This is a genomic window from Stenotrophomonas sp. YJH_SMC_127 (assembly GCF_059372445.1).
Window position 1 is genome coordinate 345,094 of record NZ_JCAFVO010000005.1, and the last position, 14,910, is coordinate 360,003.

At 67.1% G+C, this 14,910-nt stretch carries 18 protein-coding genes; 3 read left to right on the forward strand and 15 right to left on the reverse strand.

Annotated features, from left to right (window positions below; all coding sequences use genetic code 11):
• Nucleotides 1–52 precede the first annotated feature (52 nt).
• From miaA to rlmE, 5 genes are all read right to left on the reverse strand, one after another.
• Nucleotides 53–1,006, reverse strand: coding sequence for a tRNA (adenosine(37)-N6)-dimethylallyltransferase MiaA (gene miaA / locus AC5QAB_RS14460; protein WP_053495072.1), 954 nt, complete (start codon nt 1,004–1,006; stop codon nt 53–55).
• Nucleotides 1,006–1,902 (reverse strand): dihydropteroate synthase, encoded by an 897-nt coding sequence (gene folP / locus AC5QAB_RS14465; protein ID WP_197621514.1) that lies wholly within the window; start codon nt 1,900–1,902, stop codon nt 1,006–1,008. The genes miaA and folP overlap by 1 nt, the downstream gene beginning before the upstream one ends.
• A gap of 663 nt (nt 1,903–2,565) precedes the next feature.
• Nucleotides 2,566–2,751, reverse strand: coding sequence for a hypothetical protein (locus tag AC5QAB_RS14470; RefSeq protein WP_014646713.1), 186 nt, complete (start codon nt 2,749–2,751; stop codon nt 2,566–2,568).
• Nucleotides 2,752–2,850: 99 nt separating this feature from the next.
• A complete protein-coding gene (gene ftsH, locus AC5QAB_RS14475) occupies nt 2,851–4,785 on the reverse strand; it encodes an ATP-dependent zinc metalloprotease FtsH (RefSeq protein ID WP_005409015.1) in 1,935 nt (644 codons plus the stop codon).
• Nucleotides 4,786–4,854: 69 nt separating this feature from the next.
• Entirely contained in the window at nt 4,855–5,487 is a 633-nt protein-coding gene (gene rlmE, locus AC5QAB_RS14480; RefSeq protein WP_005409014.1) for a 23S rRNA (uridine(2552)-2'-O)-methyltransferase RlmE, read from the reverse strand.
• Between the two features lie 65 nt (nt 5,488–5,552).
• Between rlmE and yhbY the strand changes: the two genes are divergently transcribed.
• Both yhbY and AC5QAB_RS14490 read left to right on the forward strand, forming a co-directional pair.
• Complete coding sequence (yhbY, locus tag AC5QAB_RS14485; RefSeq protein WP_014646711.1) at nt 5,553–5,858, forward strand: ribosome assembly RNA-binding protein YhbY; 306 nt, start codon at nt 5,553–5,555, stop codon at nt 5,856–5,858.
• Between the two features lie 13 nt (nt 5,859–5,871).
• The gene (locus AC5QAB_RS14490; RefSeq protein ID WP_053495070.1) at nt 5,872–6,246 is read left to right on the forward strand and encodes an Mth938-like domain-containing protein; all 375 of its coding nucleotides are present in this window, start codon (nt 5,872–5,874) and stop codon (nt 6,244–6,246) included.
• A 27-nt stretch (nt 6,247–6,273) separates the two neighbouring features.
• Here AC5QAB_RS14490 and AC5QAB_RS14495 read toward each other — a convergent pair whose 3' ends face one another.
• The 5 genes from AC5QAB_RS14495 to surE all read right to left on the reverse strand — a co-directional run bounded on the left by AC5QAB_RS14495 (nt 6,274) and on the right by surE (nt 10,117).
• Nucleotides 6,274–6,762 carry a hypothetical protein gene (locus AC5QAB_RS14495; protein ID WP_197562106.1) on the reverse strand — a complete coding sequence of 163 codons (489 nt, stop codon included), beginning with the start codon at nt 6,760–6,762 and terminating at the stop codon, nt 6,274–6,276.
• A gap of 486 nt (nt 6,763–7,248) precedes the next feature.
• A complete protein-coding gene (locus tag AC5QAB_RS14500; RefSeq protein ID WP_495233467.1) occupies nt 7,249–8,034 on the reverse strand; it encodes a peptidoglycan DD-metalloendopeptidase family protein in 786 nt (261 codons plus the stop codon).
• Nucleotides 8,031–8,645 carry a YqaA family protein gene (locus AC5QAB_RS14505; protein WP_014646707.1) on the reverse strand — a complete coding sequence of 205 codons (615 nt, stop codon included), beginning with the start codon at nt 8,643–8,645 and terminating at the stop codon, nt 8,031–8,033. The genes AC5QAB_RS14500 and AC5QAB_RS14505 overlap by 4 nt, the downstream gene beginning before the upstream one ends.
• Before the next feature lie 18 nt (nt 8,646–8,663).
• Nucleotides 8,664–9,341: a protein-L-isoaspartate(D-aspartate) O-methyltransferase gene (locus tag AC5QAB_RS14510; protein ID WP_010485977.1), complete on the reverse strand. Its 678-nt coding sequence runs from the start codon at nt 9,339–9,341 to the stop codon at nt 8,664–8,666.
• Nucleotides 9,338–10,117 carry a 5'/3'-nucleotidase SurE gene (gene surE / locus AC5QAB_RS14515; protein ID WP_032959183.1) on the reverse strand — a complete coding sequence of 260 codons (780 nt, stop codon included), beginning with the start codon at nt 10,115–10,117 and terminating at the stop codon, nt 9,338–9,340. The genes AC5QAB_RS14510 and surE overlap by 4 nt, the downstream gene beginning before the upstream one ends.
• A 209-nt stretch (nt 10,118–10,326) precedes the next feature.
• Here surE and AC5QAB_RS14520 point away from each other — a divergent pair, with 209 nt between their 5' ends.
• Nucleotides 10,327–10,866 carry a Smr/MutS family protein gene (locus AC5QAB_RS14520; RefSeq protein WP_032959185.1) on the forward strand — a complete coding sequence of 180 codons (540 nt, stop codon included), beginning with the start codon at nt 10,327–10,329 and terminating at the stop codon, nt 10,864–10,866.
• 69 nt (nt 10,867–10,935) lie between these two features.
• On the opposite strand, the gene truD is transcribed toward AC5QAB_RS14520, so the two are convergent.
• Genes truD through eno form a run of 5 tightly spaced genes read right to left on the reverse strand, consistent with a single transcriptional unit; the run spans nt 10,936 to nt 14,841 of the window.
• The gene (gene truD, locus AC5QAB_RS14525) at nt 10,936–11,967 is read right to left on the reverse strand and encodes a tRNA pseudouridine(13) synthase TruD (RefSeq protein WP_049405814.1); all 1,032 of its coding nucleotides are present in this window, start codon (nt 11,965–11,967) and stop codon (nt 10,936–10,938) included.
• Nucleotides 11,964–12,461 carry a 2-C-methyl-D-erythritol 2,4-cyclodiphosphate synthase gene (ispF, locus tag AC5QAB_RS14530; protein ID WP_014646702.1) on the reverse strand — a complete coding sequence of 166 codons (498 nt, stop codon included), beginning with the start codon at nt 12,459–12,461 and terminating at the stop codon, nt 11,964–11,966. Before ispF ends, truD begins: the two co-directional genes overlap by 4 nt.
• A gap of 34 nt (nt 12,462–12,495) precedes the next feature.
• Nucleotides 12,496–13,194 (reverse strand): 2-C-methyl-D-erythritol 4-phosphate cytidylyltransferase, encoded by a 699-nt coding sequence (gene ispD / locus AC5QAB_RS14535; protein WP_049405812.1) that lies wholly within the window; start codon nt 13,192–13,194, stop codon nt 12,496–12,498.
• Nucleotides 13,191–13,544, reverse strand: coding sequence for a cell division protein FtsB (gene ftsB, locus AC5QAB_RS14540; protein WP_197562015.1), 354 nt, complete (start codon nt 13,542–13,544; stop codon nt 13,191–13,193). The genes ispD and ftsB overlap by 4 nt, the downstream gene beginning before the upstream one ends.
• A gap of 4 nt (nt 13,545–13,548) precedes the next feature.
• The gene (eno, locus tag AC5QAB_RS14545; RefSeq protein WP_014646700.1) at nt 13,549–14,841 is read right to left on the reverse strand and encodes a phosphopyruvate hydratase; all 1,293 of its coding nucleotides are present in this window, start codon (nt 14,839–14,841) and stop codon (nt 13,549–13,551) included.
• Nucleotides 14,842–14,910: the final 69 nt, after the last annotated feature.

Below are 14,910 nucleotides of genomic sequence, written 5' to 3' on the forward strand. Positions count from 1 at the left end.
CACGGCCCCCGAGCCGCCCGCCGACCGATGATGTTACACGGCTGGCGGGAGTTCAGCGTGCGACGAAGGCCGACACCGCGCCGGCAAGGCGCTCCTGGTCGATATGGGGGTCGAACCAGCGCGCATCAAGCTCGCCGCGCAGCCACGTCAGCTGGCGCTTGGCCAGCTGGCGGGTGGCGAAGATCGCCTTGTCACGGAAACGGGCGGCATCACCCTCCCCGTCCAGGTACTCCCAGGCCTGGCGATAGCCGACCGCACGCACCGCCGGCAGGTCCAACGGGGCCTCCACGGCGGCCATTTCCGGCATCGCGCGCAGTGCCCGCACTTCGTCCAGGAAGCCCTGCGCCAGCATGGTGTCGAAGCGCGCCTCGATGCGCTGGTGCAGTACCGCGCGGTCACGCGGGGCCAGGATCAGCTTGAGGGTGCGCACCGGCAGCGGCGCCACGCCCGGACGGCGCTGCCATTCAGTGATGGGCGTGCCGGTCAGGCGATAGACCTCCAGTGCCCGCTGGATGCGTTGCGGGTCGGTGGCATGGATGCGTGCGGCGGCGGCCGGATCGACCTCGGCCAGCTCTGCGTGCAATGCCGCCCAGCCCCGCTCGGCCGCCTCGGTGGTGAGTGCTTCGCGCATCACCGGGTCGGCCTCCGGCATCGGCGACAGGCCCTGCAGCAGGGCCCGGAAGTACAGCCCCGTGCCACCTGCCAGGATCGGCGTTTTGCCGCGTGCCACGATGTCGGCCACGACCCGGCCGGCATCGGCGGCGAACTCGGCCGCCGAGTAGGTCTGCCACGGATCGCGCAGGTCCAGCAGATGGTGCGGCGCCTGCGCCCGCTCGGCCGCATCAGGCTTGGCCGAGCCGATGTCCAGGTGGCGGTATACCAGCGCCGAATCGACGCTGACGATTTCGCCGTCCAGTTGCTGTGCCAAAGCGATTGCGGTGGCGGTCTTGCCACTGGCGGTCGGCCCCATCACGGCGATCGCCAGCGGCCGCCGATCGACGCCCATCAGTCTTCGTCCGGCCAGCGGATCGTCGGCGCAGCGTCGGCACGCGGCGTCGGCACGGCCTCCACTGCCTGCCAGATCTTCAGCGCATCGACGGTGGCCGCCACGTCATGCACGCGCACGATGCGCGCGCCACGCTGGACCGCGATCAGGTGCGCGGCCACCGAAGCCGCCACGCGTTCGGAGGGCGTGTCGCGGCCAGTGAGTTCTCCCAGGCTGCGCTTGCGTGACAGGCCGGCCAGCACCGGCACCCCCAGTTCCAGGAAGCGCTCCGAACGCGCCAGCAGGGTCATGTTGTGGGCGGTGCTCTTGCCGAAGCCAAAACCAAGGTCGATCAGCAGGTTCTTCTTCGCAATGCCCGCCATCTCGGCAGCGAACAGGCGCTGCACCAGGAAACCATGCACCTCGGCGACCACGTCGTCGTAGTGCGGATCGGCCTGCATGTGGCCCGGCTCGCCCTGCATGTGCATCAGTACCACCGGCACGCCGGTTTCAGCGGCGGCGTCCAGCGCCCCCTCCTGACGCAGGCCGAAGATGTCGTTGATCATGCCGGCGCCAGCGGCCACCGCCGCGCGCATCACCTCCGGTTTGAAGGTGTCGATGCTGATCGGCACCCGGGTGCGTGCGGCCAGCTGCTCGATCACCGGAATCACCCGGCGCAGCTCCTCCTCGACCGATACCGGCGCAGCGCCCGGGCGGGTCGATTCGCCGCCGATATCGAGCAGGTCGGCGCCCTCCTCGACCAGCTTCAGGCCATGGGCGACCGCAGCCTCGGTGGTGTCATGCGCGCCGCCATCGGAGAAGGAGTCCGGGGTGACGTTGACGATGCCCATGACCCGGGCACGGTCGAGGCGCAGGATGCGGCCGGCGCAATCGAGCTGGGGCGAGGTATCGAACATGGGCAATCCTGCAGGGACGACGGCGGGTAGTTTAGTTCGGCAGGGCGGCGCCCTGCACCCGCAGAGGCCCGGGCTACAGCAACAGCCGAAGCAACAGCAGGTGTACTGAGGGATGGCGGGGTGGGTCCGGTTACGGAAGACGCGGTAAACCCCCAGGCCGGCCCAGCCGCTGGCGGCTGTGCGTTCGGGCGCTTGCGAAGCAGTGCTTCGCAAGCAAAGCGCCCTCACCCATGGGGGCTTGGCCGCGGCATCCATGCCGCGGACACTCCCGCAACCGGACCCACCCCGCCTTCGACAGTTTCTCGCGATCTGTCGGAATGGCGTGGGGTCAGATCCGTTTTCCTACGGAAAACGGATCTGACCCCATATTGATTTCGATCTGACAGAGATTCATCCACGCATGGCGTGGATCTACCGTGTCGACCAAGGTCGACAACTACCAACAGCAGCAGGAATCTGTCAGAGGTGGGGCGGTGTGGGTTGGCAGGACCGTTGGCGCCATGGATGGCGCCATCGAGCCCCCATGGACGGGTTTACGGCGTGTCCTGCCAAACCACACCGCCCCGCCCCCCTAAGGAATGCCCGCTTCTGCTGTTGCTGCTGAGGTTGCCGGCCAGCGGCCGGCACTACCACGGGTGCAGGGCGCAGCCCTGCCGACACCCCTCAACGGCGGCGGCGCTTGCGGTCCACGTACAGGGTTCTGGCGATGCTCAGCACGATGCCGACACCGATACCCACCACGCAGCCCAGCAGCAGGTTGTCGGCGCCCAGCCCTACGCCCACGCCGACCACGGTGGCGATGATCATTTCGGCGGTGTGGGAAATCGGTTCAGGCTTCGGGGCGGACATGCAGGCTCCAGCATCAGTTCGGTTCGGAAGGGGCCGAAGGCCCGGAAACGACAAGGCCGGGTTTCCCCGGCCTCGTCTGGTGTTACGTGCAGCGGGCCGTCAATGCGATTCGGCCGGGCCTGCGATCGGCGGCAGCGGGCGGGCGTCGCCGCCCTTGTCGTTGCCACCGTCCTTGTTCGACTTGCTCCAGCCCGCCGGCGGCGGCGGATCGCGGCCTTCCATGATGGCGTCGATCTGCGGTGCGTCGATGGTCTCGTACTGCAGCAGCAACTGCGACATCGCATGCAGCTTGTCGATGTTCTCGGTCAACAGCTGGGTGGTGCGGGCATAGGCCTTGTCGAGGATGTTGCGCACTTCCTCGTCGATCCGGCGCGCCGTGTCGTTGGACACGCTCTTGTGCTGGGTGACCGAACGCCCCAGGAACACCTCGTCGTCCTCTTCGCCATACGCGATCGGGCCGAGCTGCTCCGACAGGCCCCACTTGGTGACCATGTTGCGGGCCATCTTGGTTGCGCGCTCGATGTCGTTGGAGGCGCCGGTGGTGACCTTGTCCTCGCCGAAGATGAGCTCTTCGGCGACACGGCCGCCGTACAGGGAGCACAGCTGCGACTGGATCGCCACGCGGTTCATCGAGTACTTGTCGCCTTCCGGCAGGTACATCGTCACGCCCAGCGCACGGCCGCGCGGAATGATGGTGACCTTGTAGACCGGATCGTGCTCGGGCACCAGGCGGCCGACGATGGCGTGACCCGCTTCGTGGTACGCGGTCAGGGTCTTCTCGTCCTCGCTCATGGCCATCGAGCGGCGCTCGGCACCCATCAGGATCTTGTCGCGGGCACGGTCGAAGTGGTCCATGCGGACTTCCTTCTCGTTGCCGCGCGCGGCGAACAGGGCCGCCTCGTTGCAGAGGTTGGCCAGGTCGGCGCCGGAGAAGCCCGGGGTACCACGTGCGATCACCATCGGCTCGACATCGTCGGCCAGCGGCAGCTTGCGCATGTGGACCTTCAGGATGTGCTCGCGGCCCTTCACGTCCGGCAGGCCGACCACCACCTGGCGATCGAAACGGCCCGGACGCAGCAGCGCCGGATCCAGCACGTCCGGACGGTTGGTCGCCGCGATCACGATCACGCCTTCGCCGCCTTCAAAACCATCCATCTCGACCAGCAGCTGGTTCAGGGTCTGCTCGCGCTCGTCATGACCACCGCCCAGGCCGGCGCCACGGTGGCGACCGACGGCGTCGATTTCGTCGATGAAGATGATGCACGGGGCGTGCTTCTTGGCCTGCTCGAACATGTCACGCACGCGGCTGGCACCCACGCCGACGAACATTTCCACGAAGTCCGAACCGGAGATCGAGAAGAACGGCACCTTGGCTTCGCCGGCAATGGCCTTGGCCAGCAGCGTCTTGCCGGTGCCCGGCGGGCCCACCATCAGCACGCCGCGCGGAATCTTGCCGCCCAGCTTGGTGAACTTGGACGGGTCGCGCAGGAAGTCGACCAGCTCACCCACTTCTTCCTTGGCCTCGTCGCAGCCGGCGACGTCGGCGAAGGTGACCTTGATCTGGTCCTCGCCCTGCAGCTTGGCGCGCGACTTGCCGAAGGACATCGCGCCCTTGGCACCGCCGCCGCCGCCCTGCATCTGGCGCATGATGAACAACCAGAAGCCAATGATCAGGATGACCGGCAGGAAATTCATCAGGATCGCGCCCAGGGAAATGCCGCTGGACGGCTCCTCCTGCACGATCTCCACGTTCTTGGTGCGCAGCACGTTGATCAGGTCACGATCGAACGGCGCGGTGATGGTGGACGACTGCCCACCGCGGGTGGTGTAGGTCAGCTGGCTGGTGCCGCCGCGCATGTCGCCGCCGAAGGCGACCTTCTGCACGTTGCCGCTGTCCACCTGGTCCAGGAACTGCGAGTACGACGCGCCCTGCGCGCCGGCCCCGGAGGACTTCGGCGAGAAGCTCTGGAAGACCACCATCAGCACGACGGCGACGACCACCCATAGCAGGAGGTTCTTGGTCAAGTCGTTCATCCTCATTGGCTCCGGTGTTCCTCTCAGTGCTGGCGTTGCGTGGGGGTCGAACTTGCGTACGTTGCGAGCTTACTTCATGTGGGCGCGTTTTCCCTGACCCAAGGCATACACCTCGGGAGAGCGCTTGCGCGACGCCTCCGGCTTGCGGATGGAGACCTTGTCGTAACGGCGGCGCATGTCGCGCACGTAGTCGTCAAAGCCCTCACCCTGGAACAGCTTGATCAGGAACGCCCCACCGGTCTTCAGGTGGTTGTCGGCAAAATCCAGGGCCAGCTCCGCCAGGTGCATCATCCGCGGCTGGTCGACCGCGCCTACACCACTCTTATTGGGGGCCATGTCCGACAGCACAAGGTCTACCGGCTGATCCCCGAGCATGGCTTCAAACTGCGATAGGACGGCTTCTTCCCTGAAGTCACCATGAAGGAACTCCACGCCGGCCAGCGGCGGCATGTCCAGGATGTCCAGCGCCAGCACACGACCGGTGTCCCCGATCTGTCTCCGAACCTGCTGAGACCAGCCGCCGGGGGCCGCGCCAAGGTCGACCACCACCATGTGCGGCTTCAGCAGGCGGTCACGTTCGAGCAGCTCCTCGAGCTTGTAGGCGGCGCGCGAGCGCATGCCCTCAGCCTGCGCCTTCTTCACGAAGGGGTCGGAGAAGTGTTCCTTGAGCCAGCGCTGGCTGCTTTTGCTGCGGGTAGCCATTGAAAATAGGGGCTGATGGGGTCCTCATGATACCCTGATCGTCCCATTCAACCGTGTTTTCCTGCATGTCCATCGCCCTGACCGCCTCCCAGACCCGTTTCCTGCGCGGCCAAGCCCACGACCTGAAGGCCCTGCTGCAGACCGGCGGCAAGGGTGTGACCCCAGCCTTCATCGCTGAGCTGAACGAAGTGCTGGAGCGCCACGAACTGGTCAAGGTGAAGGTCGCCGCAGAGGATCGCGACGCCCGTGACGCGATGATCGGCGAGATCGTCGAAGCCACCGAAAGCGCGCTGGTGCAGCGCATCGGCCACGTCGCGGTGCTGTACCGCCCGAGCAAGGAACAGCGCCAGATCGTGCTGCCGCGCGGCTGATCGTCCTACCGTCATGCAGCTGAACCACGAACCGCCGGATTACGCCTACAGCCTGCGTGCCGCAGATGGCCGCTCGGCCAAGGTGAATGACCGGGTGCTGGGCGGCAGTTTCTTCCTCACCCCGGACCAACTGGTCACGCACTGGCCGGTGGCAAGTGCCGCCGCGCTGCAGTTGGCGGACCTGGAGCCGATCCTGGCGCTGAATCCGGCGCTGATCGTGCTCGGCACGGGAGACCGTCAGGTATTCCCGCCCGCGGTGGTGATGGCCGCCTGTCTGTCGCGTGGCATCGGCCTGGAGGTGATGAACAATCCGGCCGCCGCGCGCACCTTCAACATTCTGGCCGGCGAAGGCCGCAAGGTCGCGGCCGCCTTCATCCTGGAAGGCTGAGTTCGAGCCGCCGGGTGCGCCCGGGCACTAGCTGCCCGAAGGTGTGCAGCGGAACGCGGAGAACGCCTGCAGCCGACCGATCAGGTTGCCACCCTGCCCCCAGCGGATATCCATGACCTTCCAGTCCGGGCCCTGCCGCTGCAGCAGGACCCGGTCGGTCCAGCGATAGTCGCCCACGGCCATGTCGACATGGACCCAGGTGGCGTCACCGCTCGATCCGGGCGCTCCCACCGTTATCGTCTCCGGCCGGTCCGACGCCAACAGATACGGGCTCTGGTCGAGCATGTGCGGCTTCTCGTCGGGCGCGGCCAGTGCGGTGCAGGCCTGTTCATATGCACGCTGCGCATCGATGGCTGAGCGGAGGGCATCACCCAGCAGCGGAGCAATCGCCGTTTCGTTCGACTGCGGCGCCTGGATGGCGTCGTAGAGGCGGGTGACCACGTCACGTGGATCGCTGGCGGCGGTCGCCAACGGCGCGACGATGAGCAGCGCGAAAAGGGCTGTTGGGCGAGACATGCGGCACCGGATCGGGAGGCTGGTTCCGTTGAAGCATGCCGCTTCCCTGGCTTGTCGGGAAGCTTGAGATGTGCCACTCAAGGTCGCAAACGGCCACCCACGGCGGCAGCGTACAGCGAGTGGAGCATGGCTCGACGCTACAGGTCGGGAACGCCGAGCATTGCCCGGCGCCACCTGATCCCACTGCCTCAGCGCGCCGGCAGGTATTGCTGCGGGTCGACCGGCTTGCCGTTGTAGCGGGTGAGCCGGCGGTGTTTGCGGCCCATGGGCCGCACCGTCGGCGAACGCCCGGCGCGCTGCGCCAGGCCGGGGATCCGCCCGGATTATGAATCGACGATCAGCGCGCCGGCAGGTATTGCTGCGGGTCGACCGGCTTGCCGTTGTAGCGGGTGAGCCGGCGGTGTTTGCGGCCCATGGGCCGCACCGTCGGCAAACGCCCGGCGCGCTGCGCCGGGCCGGGGATCCGCCCGGATTATGAATCGACGATCAGCGCGCCGGCAGGTATTGCTGCGGGTCGATCGGCTTGCCGTTGTAGCGGATCTCGAAGTGGACCATGTCGCGGTTCGCACCGGTGCGGCCCATCTCGGCGATCTGCTCACCGGCCTTCACGCTCTGCCCCTCATTCACCAGGCGCTTGCGGTTGTGGCCATAGGCCGACAGCCACTGGTCGCTGTGCTTGATGATGATCAGCTCGCCGTAGCCGACCAGGCCGGCGCCGGAGTACACCACCACACCGTTGGCGGTGGCCTTGACCGGCTGGCCGCTGGTACCGGCGATGTCCACGCCCTGCTTGGTCGCATCGCCGGCAACGTAGCGGCCGACGATCGCGCCATCGGCCGGCCAGCGCCAGGCGATGTTGCTCTTCACCGGACCGGCCGGCGCCGGAGTTGGCGCCGTGCTGCCGGCGCTGCTGCCACCCGGGCGCGGCGCGGTGACCACCGTGGTCGGCGCGCGGCCGCCGCTGGCACCGGCCGGATACAGCCGGATCACCTGCCCCGGATGGATGGTCGAGGGGTTGTCCAGGCTGTTCCAGGCAATCAGGTCGGCCGGGGTGATGTCATGGATGCGGGCCAGCGCATAGATGGTGTCGCCCTTGCGCACCACCACGGTCTGCCCGGGCTTGGGCACCGAGGTCTTCGGCGTGGTCACACCACCACCGGTGCTGCCACCACCAGGACGAACCACACTGGCGGTGCCGCAGGCGGCCAGGGTGGAAACCAGCAACGCCAGCGCGCCGATGCGCACTCCCTTGCTCAGACGATCAGGACTCATGCGAACTTCGACCTCCATACAAGCCAGGCGATCAGCACCACCACCAACGCGGTGGCGATCCAGCCCAGCGGTTCAATCCAGCGACGCAGTGCCGCTTCAGCACGCGCACCACCGATACGGATGACCGCAGCCAGCACGAACACGCGCTTGCCGCGACCGATCAGCATGCTCAACAGGTACTGCGGCATCGGTACGCCGACGATACCCGATGCCCACGTGAAGACCTTCATCGGGATGGGCATGAAGCCGCCCAGCACCAGGAAGGTGAACACCGCCCACGGCGATTCGGCCATCTTCGCCTGCACGGTGGTGATGCCCTGCTCGATCGCCGGCAGCATGCCCAGCACTTCAAACAGCGGCTTGATCGCCTCGAAAGCGTAGTGACCCAGCGCGTAGCCGACCAGCGCACCGACCATCGAGCCGGCCAGGCTGAGGGTGGCAAACCACCAGCCGCGCTTGGGCTGGGCCACGCACATCGGCGCCAGCATCACCTCCGGCATCACCGGGAAGATGATCGCCTCGAAGAAGCTCAACACCGTCAGGTAGGTCGGCGCGCGTTCGTGCGCCGCCCACTTCATCGCCCGCTCGTACAGCGGCCCGAAAATCTTCATGCAACCCTGCTCCGTGGATTAGTCGAGCATGCCAGACAGCAGCGGCACGAACGTGACCGGCGCCAGCACGTGCTGTTCGATGCTGCCGTCGGCCTTGCGGTCCAGCTGTACCAGCGACTGCGCCCCAGGGCCACCGACCGGCGCCACCAGGCGGCCGCCTTCGGCCAGCTGCTCGATCAGGGCGTCGACCAGTGCCGGCGCCGCCGCAGTGACCACGATGGCATCGAACGGGCCGTGCTCGGCCCAGCCGACGCGGCCGTCGTCGTGCTTGGTGCGGATGTTCATGCCCAGCGCACGGAAGCGCTTGCGGGCCTGGCGCAGCAGATCACCAATGCGCTCCACGGTGTAGACCTCCAGGCCCAACGCGCCAAGGATGGCGGCCTGGTAGCCGGAACCGGTACCGACTTCCAGCACCCGCTTCGGCGCGACCTGGAGCACTGCCTCGGTCATCCGCGCAACCACCCAGGGCTGCGAGATGGTCTGGCCATGGCCGATCGGCAGCGCGGTGTCTTCATAGGCACGCGAGGCCAGGGCTTCATCGATGAACAGATGGCGCGGCACCACCCGGATCGCGTTCAAGGTCGGCTCGTCGACGATGCCGGCTTCGCGCAGGCGGTCGACCAGGCGGTCACGCACGCGCTGCGAGGTCATGCCGATACCGACGGCTTCCGGCTGCAATCGCAGGCGTGGGCTCATGCCGGCTGGTCCAGCGCGGCGCTGAGGCCGCCGACCCAGCTGGCGACCTTCTCCAGCGCCTGGTAGCGGGTGAGGTCGACCTGGATCGGGGTGATCGAGATGTGGCCGGTGCGCACCGCGTGGAAATCGGTACCTGGACCGGAATCCTGCTCACGGCCGGCAGGGCCGATCCAGTACACCTCGTTGCCGCGCGGATCCTTCTGCGCGATGCAGCCTTCGGCACGATGGCGGTTGCCGAGGCGGGTGACCTCGAAGCCCTTCACCTCGCTCCACGGCAGGTCCGGCACGTTGACGTTGAGGATGGTGTCGGCCGGCAGCGGATCGGCCTTGAGCCGGGCGACAATCTCCACCGCAGCACGCGCGGCGGTCTCGAAGTGCTTCGGATCGTGGTTGCGGCTGACCAGCGAGACCGCCACCGCCGGCAGGCCGAGGAAGCGACCTTCCATCGCCGCCGAGACGGTGCCGGAATAGATCACGTCGTCGCCGAGATTGGCGGCGTTGTTGATGCCGGACACGACAATGTCAGGCTCGAATTCAAGCAGGCCGGTCAGCGCCAGGTGCACGCAGTCGGTGGGTGTACCGGCCACCGAAACGGTGTAATGGTCGATGCGCTTGAGCCGGATCGGCAGGTCCAGGGTCAGCGAGTTGCTGGCGCCGGAGCGATCGCGGTCGGGCGCAACCACCGTGACTTCGTGACCGGCCTCGCGCAGGACCGCGGCAAGCATCCGGATGCCTGCGGCGTCGACACCATCGTCATTGCTGACCAGGATTCGCATCTTCGATTTAACCGCTTGATTTTCCAAGAATTCGATTCCATCACCGTGCAGTGTGGGCGGGACCGTCGCGCTCCCCTGCGGAAGCGGTCGACCCTGCAAGGGCATCGTCTATTGTGCCGCATGCGGGCCGCCGGTCCTACCCTGTCAGCGGTCACGGCCGACATCGAACCGTCATAGGCAGACCTGCGCCGGCGGTTTACCCTGTGCGCATGTCGCACCCTGATGACGAAGATCCGGCCGCCTTGTTCCGTGCGGCCATCGGCGAAGTGAAGCCGCTGCGCAAGGATGCCGAGCCGGCACCTGCCGCGCCCCGGCCGAAACCGCGTGCGCGCATGGCCGAACGTGACGAGGCCGAAGCCGCCGGCGAGTTCGCCCGGCTGCTGCGCGACAGTGCGCCACTGGAAGCCGGCGACGTGGCCAGCTATCGCCGCGACAACCTGCCACCACGCCTGTTCCAGCGCCTCAAGCGCGGCCAGTACTCGGTGCAGGACGAACTGGATCTGCACGGCGCCACCGCCGCACAGGCCGAAGCCCTGCTACGCCAGTTCCTGCTGGAAGCGCATGCACACGAGTACGGCTGCGTGCGCATCATCCACGGCAAGGGACTGCAGTCCGATGGCGGCGCACCGGTGCTGAAGAACCTGGTCGATCGCCTGCTGCGGCTGCGCAACGACGTGCTGGCATTCCATTCGGCACCGACCGGACAAGGCGGCACCGGCGCGGTACTGGTGCTGCTGGCGCGGCGTTGAAAAGGGGACGGAGGGAATTAAGTCGTTTGTGCCACAAACGACTTAATTCCCTCCGTCCCCTTTTTTCTGTCAGGCCTGCGAGGCGTCTTCGACGGGGCCGAGTTCGTGCAGCACGGCGGTGGCGTAGCAGCCTGGCGGCAACGCGAACGACAGTTCCAGCACGTCGTCGGCCAGCCACTGGTGCTGCAGCAGCGCCGGACGCAGACGCAACGCGCGGCGCTCCTGCTTCAGGCGCGCATCTTCCAGGCCGGCCCGCAGTGCCTTCGACTCGTCGTCGTCCAGCGCGGCCAGCTCCAGCTCACGCGCAGCGTCGGTGCTGCGCAGCTCGCCTTCGCCCCACAACGGCGCGCTGGGATGGATGTCGAAACGCGCCAGCCGCTCGGCCAGCACATCCGTGTACGGCTCGGGGCCGAACACGCTGCGACTGCCATCGAGCATCCAGACTTCGCCATCGAGCGGCTGGTCCCAGCTGCCCTGCTCCACGCGCGCGGCCAGCACGCGGTTGAACAGCGCCGAACGGGCTGCAGAGAGCAGCAGCGAACGCTGGTCCTTGCGCATGCGGCGGCCACCGAACATCGCCAGTGCAGCCGGCACGTTGCCACCGTCGCGGCCGAAACGCTGTTCACCAAACCAGTTCGGCAGGCCGCGCGCGGCAATCTGCTGCAGGCGCTCGCTGATCGCGGCGGCATCCCCCTGCACCTCGCGCAGCACCAGCTTGAAGCGGTTGCCGGCCAGTGCGCCGCGCTGCAGCTTGCGGTTGTGCCAGGTTGCCTCGATGACTTCGATTTCGTCACTGGCCAACTCGGCCAGGTCCGGCGCAATGCGCTTGGGCAGGTGCACGCTGAAACGCTGGGTGGTGACCGCGTGCCGGTCTTTCATGCCGGCGTAACTCACCGCCATTTCCGGCAGGCCCGCCCATTTTGCCAGTACCTTGGCCACATGCACGGTGTTGGCGCCGCGCTTGCGGATGTGCAGCAGCAGATGCTCGCCTTCACCGCTCGCCTCGAACGCCGGCAGTTCATCCACCTGGAAATCGTCCGGCGTGGTGCGGATGCGCGCCGTCAACAACGGCGCACCAAACGCCAACGGCAGCGGGATCATGCCGCCACCAGCAACACGACCGCCTGCGCGGCGATGCCTTCACCACGGCCGGTGAAGCCCAGCTTCTCCGAGGTGGTGGCCTTGACGCTGACCGCGTCCAGCGGCAGCTGCAGCAACCCACCGATGCGCTCACGCATCGCAAGCGCATGCGGGCCGACCTTCGGACGCTCGCAGATCACGGTGATGTCAGTGTTGCCGACGCGCCAGCCGCGCTCACGCAGCAGGCTGTCGCAGTGGCGCACGAACTCGCTGCTGTCGGCCCCCTTCCAGCGGTCGTCACTGGGCGGGAAATGCTGGCCGATATCGCCCAGCGCCAGTGCGCCGAGCATGGCATCGCACAGGGCGTGCAGGATCACGTCGCCGTCGCTGTGTGCAAGCACGCCGCAGCTGTGCGGCACGTTCACGCCGCCAAGCATGATGTGGTCGCCTTCACCGAAGGCATGGACGTCGTAGCCCTGGCCGATGCGGACGGGCGGGAACGGTGCGGTGCTCATGGATGCAACCCTTGCTGCAGGGCCGCGCGGACGGTCAGCCGGCGCGGCGGGAAAGTACGAATTCAAACCGGTCCAGATCGGCCGGGGTGGTGACCTTGAAGTTGTCCTCGCTGCCTTCCACCAGCAGCGGGCGCTGGCCCTGGCGCTCCATGGCCATGGCCTCATCGGTGACTTCAACACCGGCGGCGGCGGCTTCGGACAGCGCGCGGCTGAGCTGGTGGCGGCGGAACAGTTGTGGTGTCAGTGCGCGCCACAGCCGCTCGCGCGGCTCGGTGCCATCGATGCCACCGTCGTCGCCCGCACGCTTGAGGGTGTCGCGTACCGGTGCGGCCAGGATCGCCCCGACCGGATCGGCACGACCGACTTCAAGCAGGCGGCCGAGATCGACCAGGGACAGGTTCGGCCGCGCGGCATCGTGGACCAGCACGAATTCATCAGCGCGCACCGTCTCCGGCAGCGCCTGCAGGCCAGCCAGCACCGAAGCGGCACGGGTCGCGCCACCGATGCAGGTGAGCACCGGCTTGCCCGCCCACTCGTTCCAGCCGGGCCAGTCGGCGTCGTCCGGGCCGATCACTACCATTGCCCCGGCTACGGCCGGATGCGCCAGCAGGGCGTCCAGGGTATGGGCGAGCAGGATCTGCCCGCCCGCCTGCAGGTACTGCTTGGGCAACGGCGCGCCAAAGCGGGTGCCACGGCCAGCAGCCGGAACCACGACCCAGATCGCCGCACTCATGGCACGTCCGCCGGGTGGTCGCCAACCTGCGCACTGACACCTGCCGCAGGCTGCGCCGGGTGCACCGGCACATCCTCGACCACGCGATAGAACTTCTCGCCGGGCTTGATCATGCCCAGCTCGCTGCGCGCGCGTTCCTCGATGGCGGACTGGCCTTCCTTGAGGTCCTTCACTTCCGCAGCGAGCGCATCATTGCGCTGCTGCAGGCCCTCATTGTCCCGCTCCTGGTTGGCGACCTGGGCTTCGAGCATCATCACTTCACCCGAATTGCCCGGACCAAACCAGAAGCGGTACTGCAGCCAGCCCAGCAACAGGGCCAGCACCAGCAGCATCCAGCGCCAGTCGCGCATCGGCTCAGCGCTTCAGCGAAACGAACGCGTCACGACCGGCGTAACGCGCGCCGGCGCCGAGGGCTTCCTCGATGCGCAGCAGCTGGTTGTACTTGGCCACGCGATCGCTGCGGCACAGCGAACCGGTCTTGATCTGGGTGGCGGTTGTGGCCACTGCGATGTCGGCGATGGTGGTGTCTTCGGTTTCGCCCGAACGGTGCGAGACCACGGCGGCGTAGCCGGCACGATCGGCCATGGCGATCGCTTCCAGGGTTTCGCTGAGAGTGCCGATCTGGTTGACCTTGATCAGGATCGCATTGGCAGTGCCCGAGTCGATGCCTTCCTGGAAGATCTTCGGGTTGGTCACGAACAGGTCGTCGCCAACCAGCTGCACCTTCTTGCCGATGCGGTCGGTCAGCAGCTTCCAGCCGGCCCAGTCGTTCTCGGCCAGGCCATCTTCAATCGTGATGATCGGGTACTGCGCGGCCCAGTCGGCGAGGAAGTCGACGAACTGCTCGGAGGTCAGGCGCTTGTTCTCGCCGACCAGGTTGTACTTGCCGTTCTCGAAGAACTCGCTGGAGGCCACGTCCAGGCCCAGCAGCACGTCTTCACCGGCGGTGTAGCCCGCCTTGCCGATCGCTTCGAGAATGGTGTCCAGCGCTTCGACGTTGCTGCGGAAGTCCGGCGCGAAGCCACCTTCGTCGCCGACCGCGGTGCTCAGGCCGTGGCCCTTCAGCACCGACTTCAGCGAATGGAAGATTTCGGTACCGGCACGCAGCGCTTCGGAGAACGAGGTGAAGCCGACCGGCAGCACCATGAACTCCTGGAAGTCAACGTTGTTGTCGGCATGCGCGCCGCCATTGATGATGTTCATCATCGGCACCGGCAGCGCCGGGGTCACGCCGGTCCTGGCAGCCAGGTACTGCCACAGTGCCTGCTTGTTCGATGCAGCGGCGGCATGCGCGGCGGCCATTGAAACACCCAGCAGCGCGTTGGCACCCAGGCGGCCCTTGTTCTCGGTGCCGTCCAGATCGATCAGGCGACGGTCGAGGCCGGCCTGGTCGGTGGCCTCAAAACCCTTCAGCGCGGCGGCAATCGTGGTGTTGACGTTGTCGACGGCCTTGCGCACGCCCTTGCCCAGATAACGGGTCTTGTCACCGTCACGCAGCTCGACCGCTTCCTTGGTGCCGGTCGAGGCGCCGGAGGGAACCGCGGCACGACCGAACGAACCGTCCTCCAGAATGACTTCGGCTTCCAGCGTGGGGTTGCCACGGCTGTCAAGGATTTCACGGGCGTGGATGCTGCGGATCGTACTCATGGTCGGGCCGGTTACCTGTCTGGAGAGGGGGCGACAAAACGAATGCCGCGTGATTATCCCCGGCTGCCC

Excerpts from the sequence above, each read along its gene's own strand:
- ftsB (WP_197562015.1), bottom strand. The coding sequence starts at position 13,544 with ATGCGCGACTGGCGCTGGATGCTGCTGGTGCTGGCCCTGTTGCTGGGC.
- AC5QAB_RS14510 (WP_010485977.1), bottom strand. The coding sequence starts at position 9,341 with ATGAGCCCACGCCTGCGATTGCAGCCGGAAGCCGTCGGTATCGGCATG.
- truD (WP_049405814.1), bottom strand. The coding sequence starts at position 11,967 with ATGATCCCGCTGCCGTTGGCGTTTGGTGCGCCGTTGTTGACGGCGCGC.
- eno (WP_014646700.1), bottom strand. The coding sequence starts at position 14,841 with ATGAGTACGATCCGCAGCATCCACGCCCGTGAAATCCTTGACAGCCGT.
- folP (WP_197621514.1), bottom strand. The coding sequence starts at position 1,902 with ATGTTCGATACCTCGCCCCAGCTCGATTGCGCCGGCCGCATCCTGCGC.
- AC5QAB_RS14505 (WP_014646707.1), bottom strand. The coding sequence starts at position 8,645 with ATGAAGATTTTCGGGCCGCTGTACGAGCGGGCGATGAAGTGGGCGGCG.
- ftsH (WP_005409015.1), bottom strand. The coding sequence starts at position 4,785 with ATGAACGACTTGACCAAGAACCTCCTGCTATGGGTGGTCGTCGCCGTC.
- AC5QAB_RS14500 (WP_495233467.1), bottom strand. The coding sequence starts at position 8,034 with ATGAGTCCTGATCGTCTGAGCAAGGGAGTGCGCATCGGCGCGCTGGCG.
- AC5QAB_RS14470 (WP_014646713.1), bottom strand. The coding sequence starts at position 2,751 with ATGTCCGCCCCGAAGCCTGAACCGATTTCCCACACCGCCGAAATGATC.
- AC5QAB_RS14490 (WP_053495070.1), top strand. The coding sequence starts at position 5,872 with ATGCAGCTGAACCACGAACCGCCGGATTACGCCTACAGCCTGCGTGCC.
- surE (WP_032959183.1), bottom strand. The coding sequence starts at position 10,117 with ATGCGAATCCTGGTCAGCAATGACGATGGTGTCGACGCCGCAGGCATC.
- yhbY (WP_014646711.1), top strand. The coding sequence starts at position 5,553 with ATGTCCATCGCCCTGACCGCCTCCCAGACCCGTTTCCTGCGCGGCCAA.
- miaA (WP_053495072.1), bottom strand. The coding sequence starts at position 1,006 with ATGGGCGTCGATCGGCGGCCGCTGGCGATCGCCGTGATGGGGCCGACC.
- rlmE (WP_005409014.1), bottom strand. The coding sequence starts at position 5,487 with ATGGCTACCCGCAGCAAAAGCAGCCAGCGCTGGCTCAAGGAACACTTC.
- AC5QAB_RS14520 (WP_032959185.1), top strand. The coding sequence starts at position 10,327 with ATGTCGCACCCTGATGACGAAGATCCGGCCGCCTTGTTCCGTGCGGCC.
- ispD (WP_049405812.1), bottom strand. The coding sequence starts at position 13,194 with ATGAGTGCGGCGATCTGGGTCGTGGTTCCGGCTGCTGGCCGTGGCACC.
- ispF (WP_014646702.1), bottom strand. The coding sequence starts at position 12,461 with ATGAGCACCGCACCGTTCCCGCCCGTCCGCATCGGCCAGGGCTACGAC.
- AC5QAB_RS14495 (WP_197562106.1), bottom strand. The coding sequence starts at position 6,762 with ATGTCTCGCCCAACAGCCCTTTTCGCGCTGCTCATCGTCGCGCCGTTG.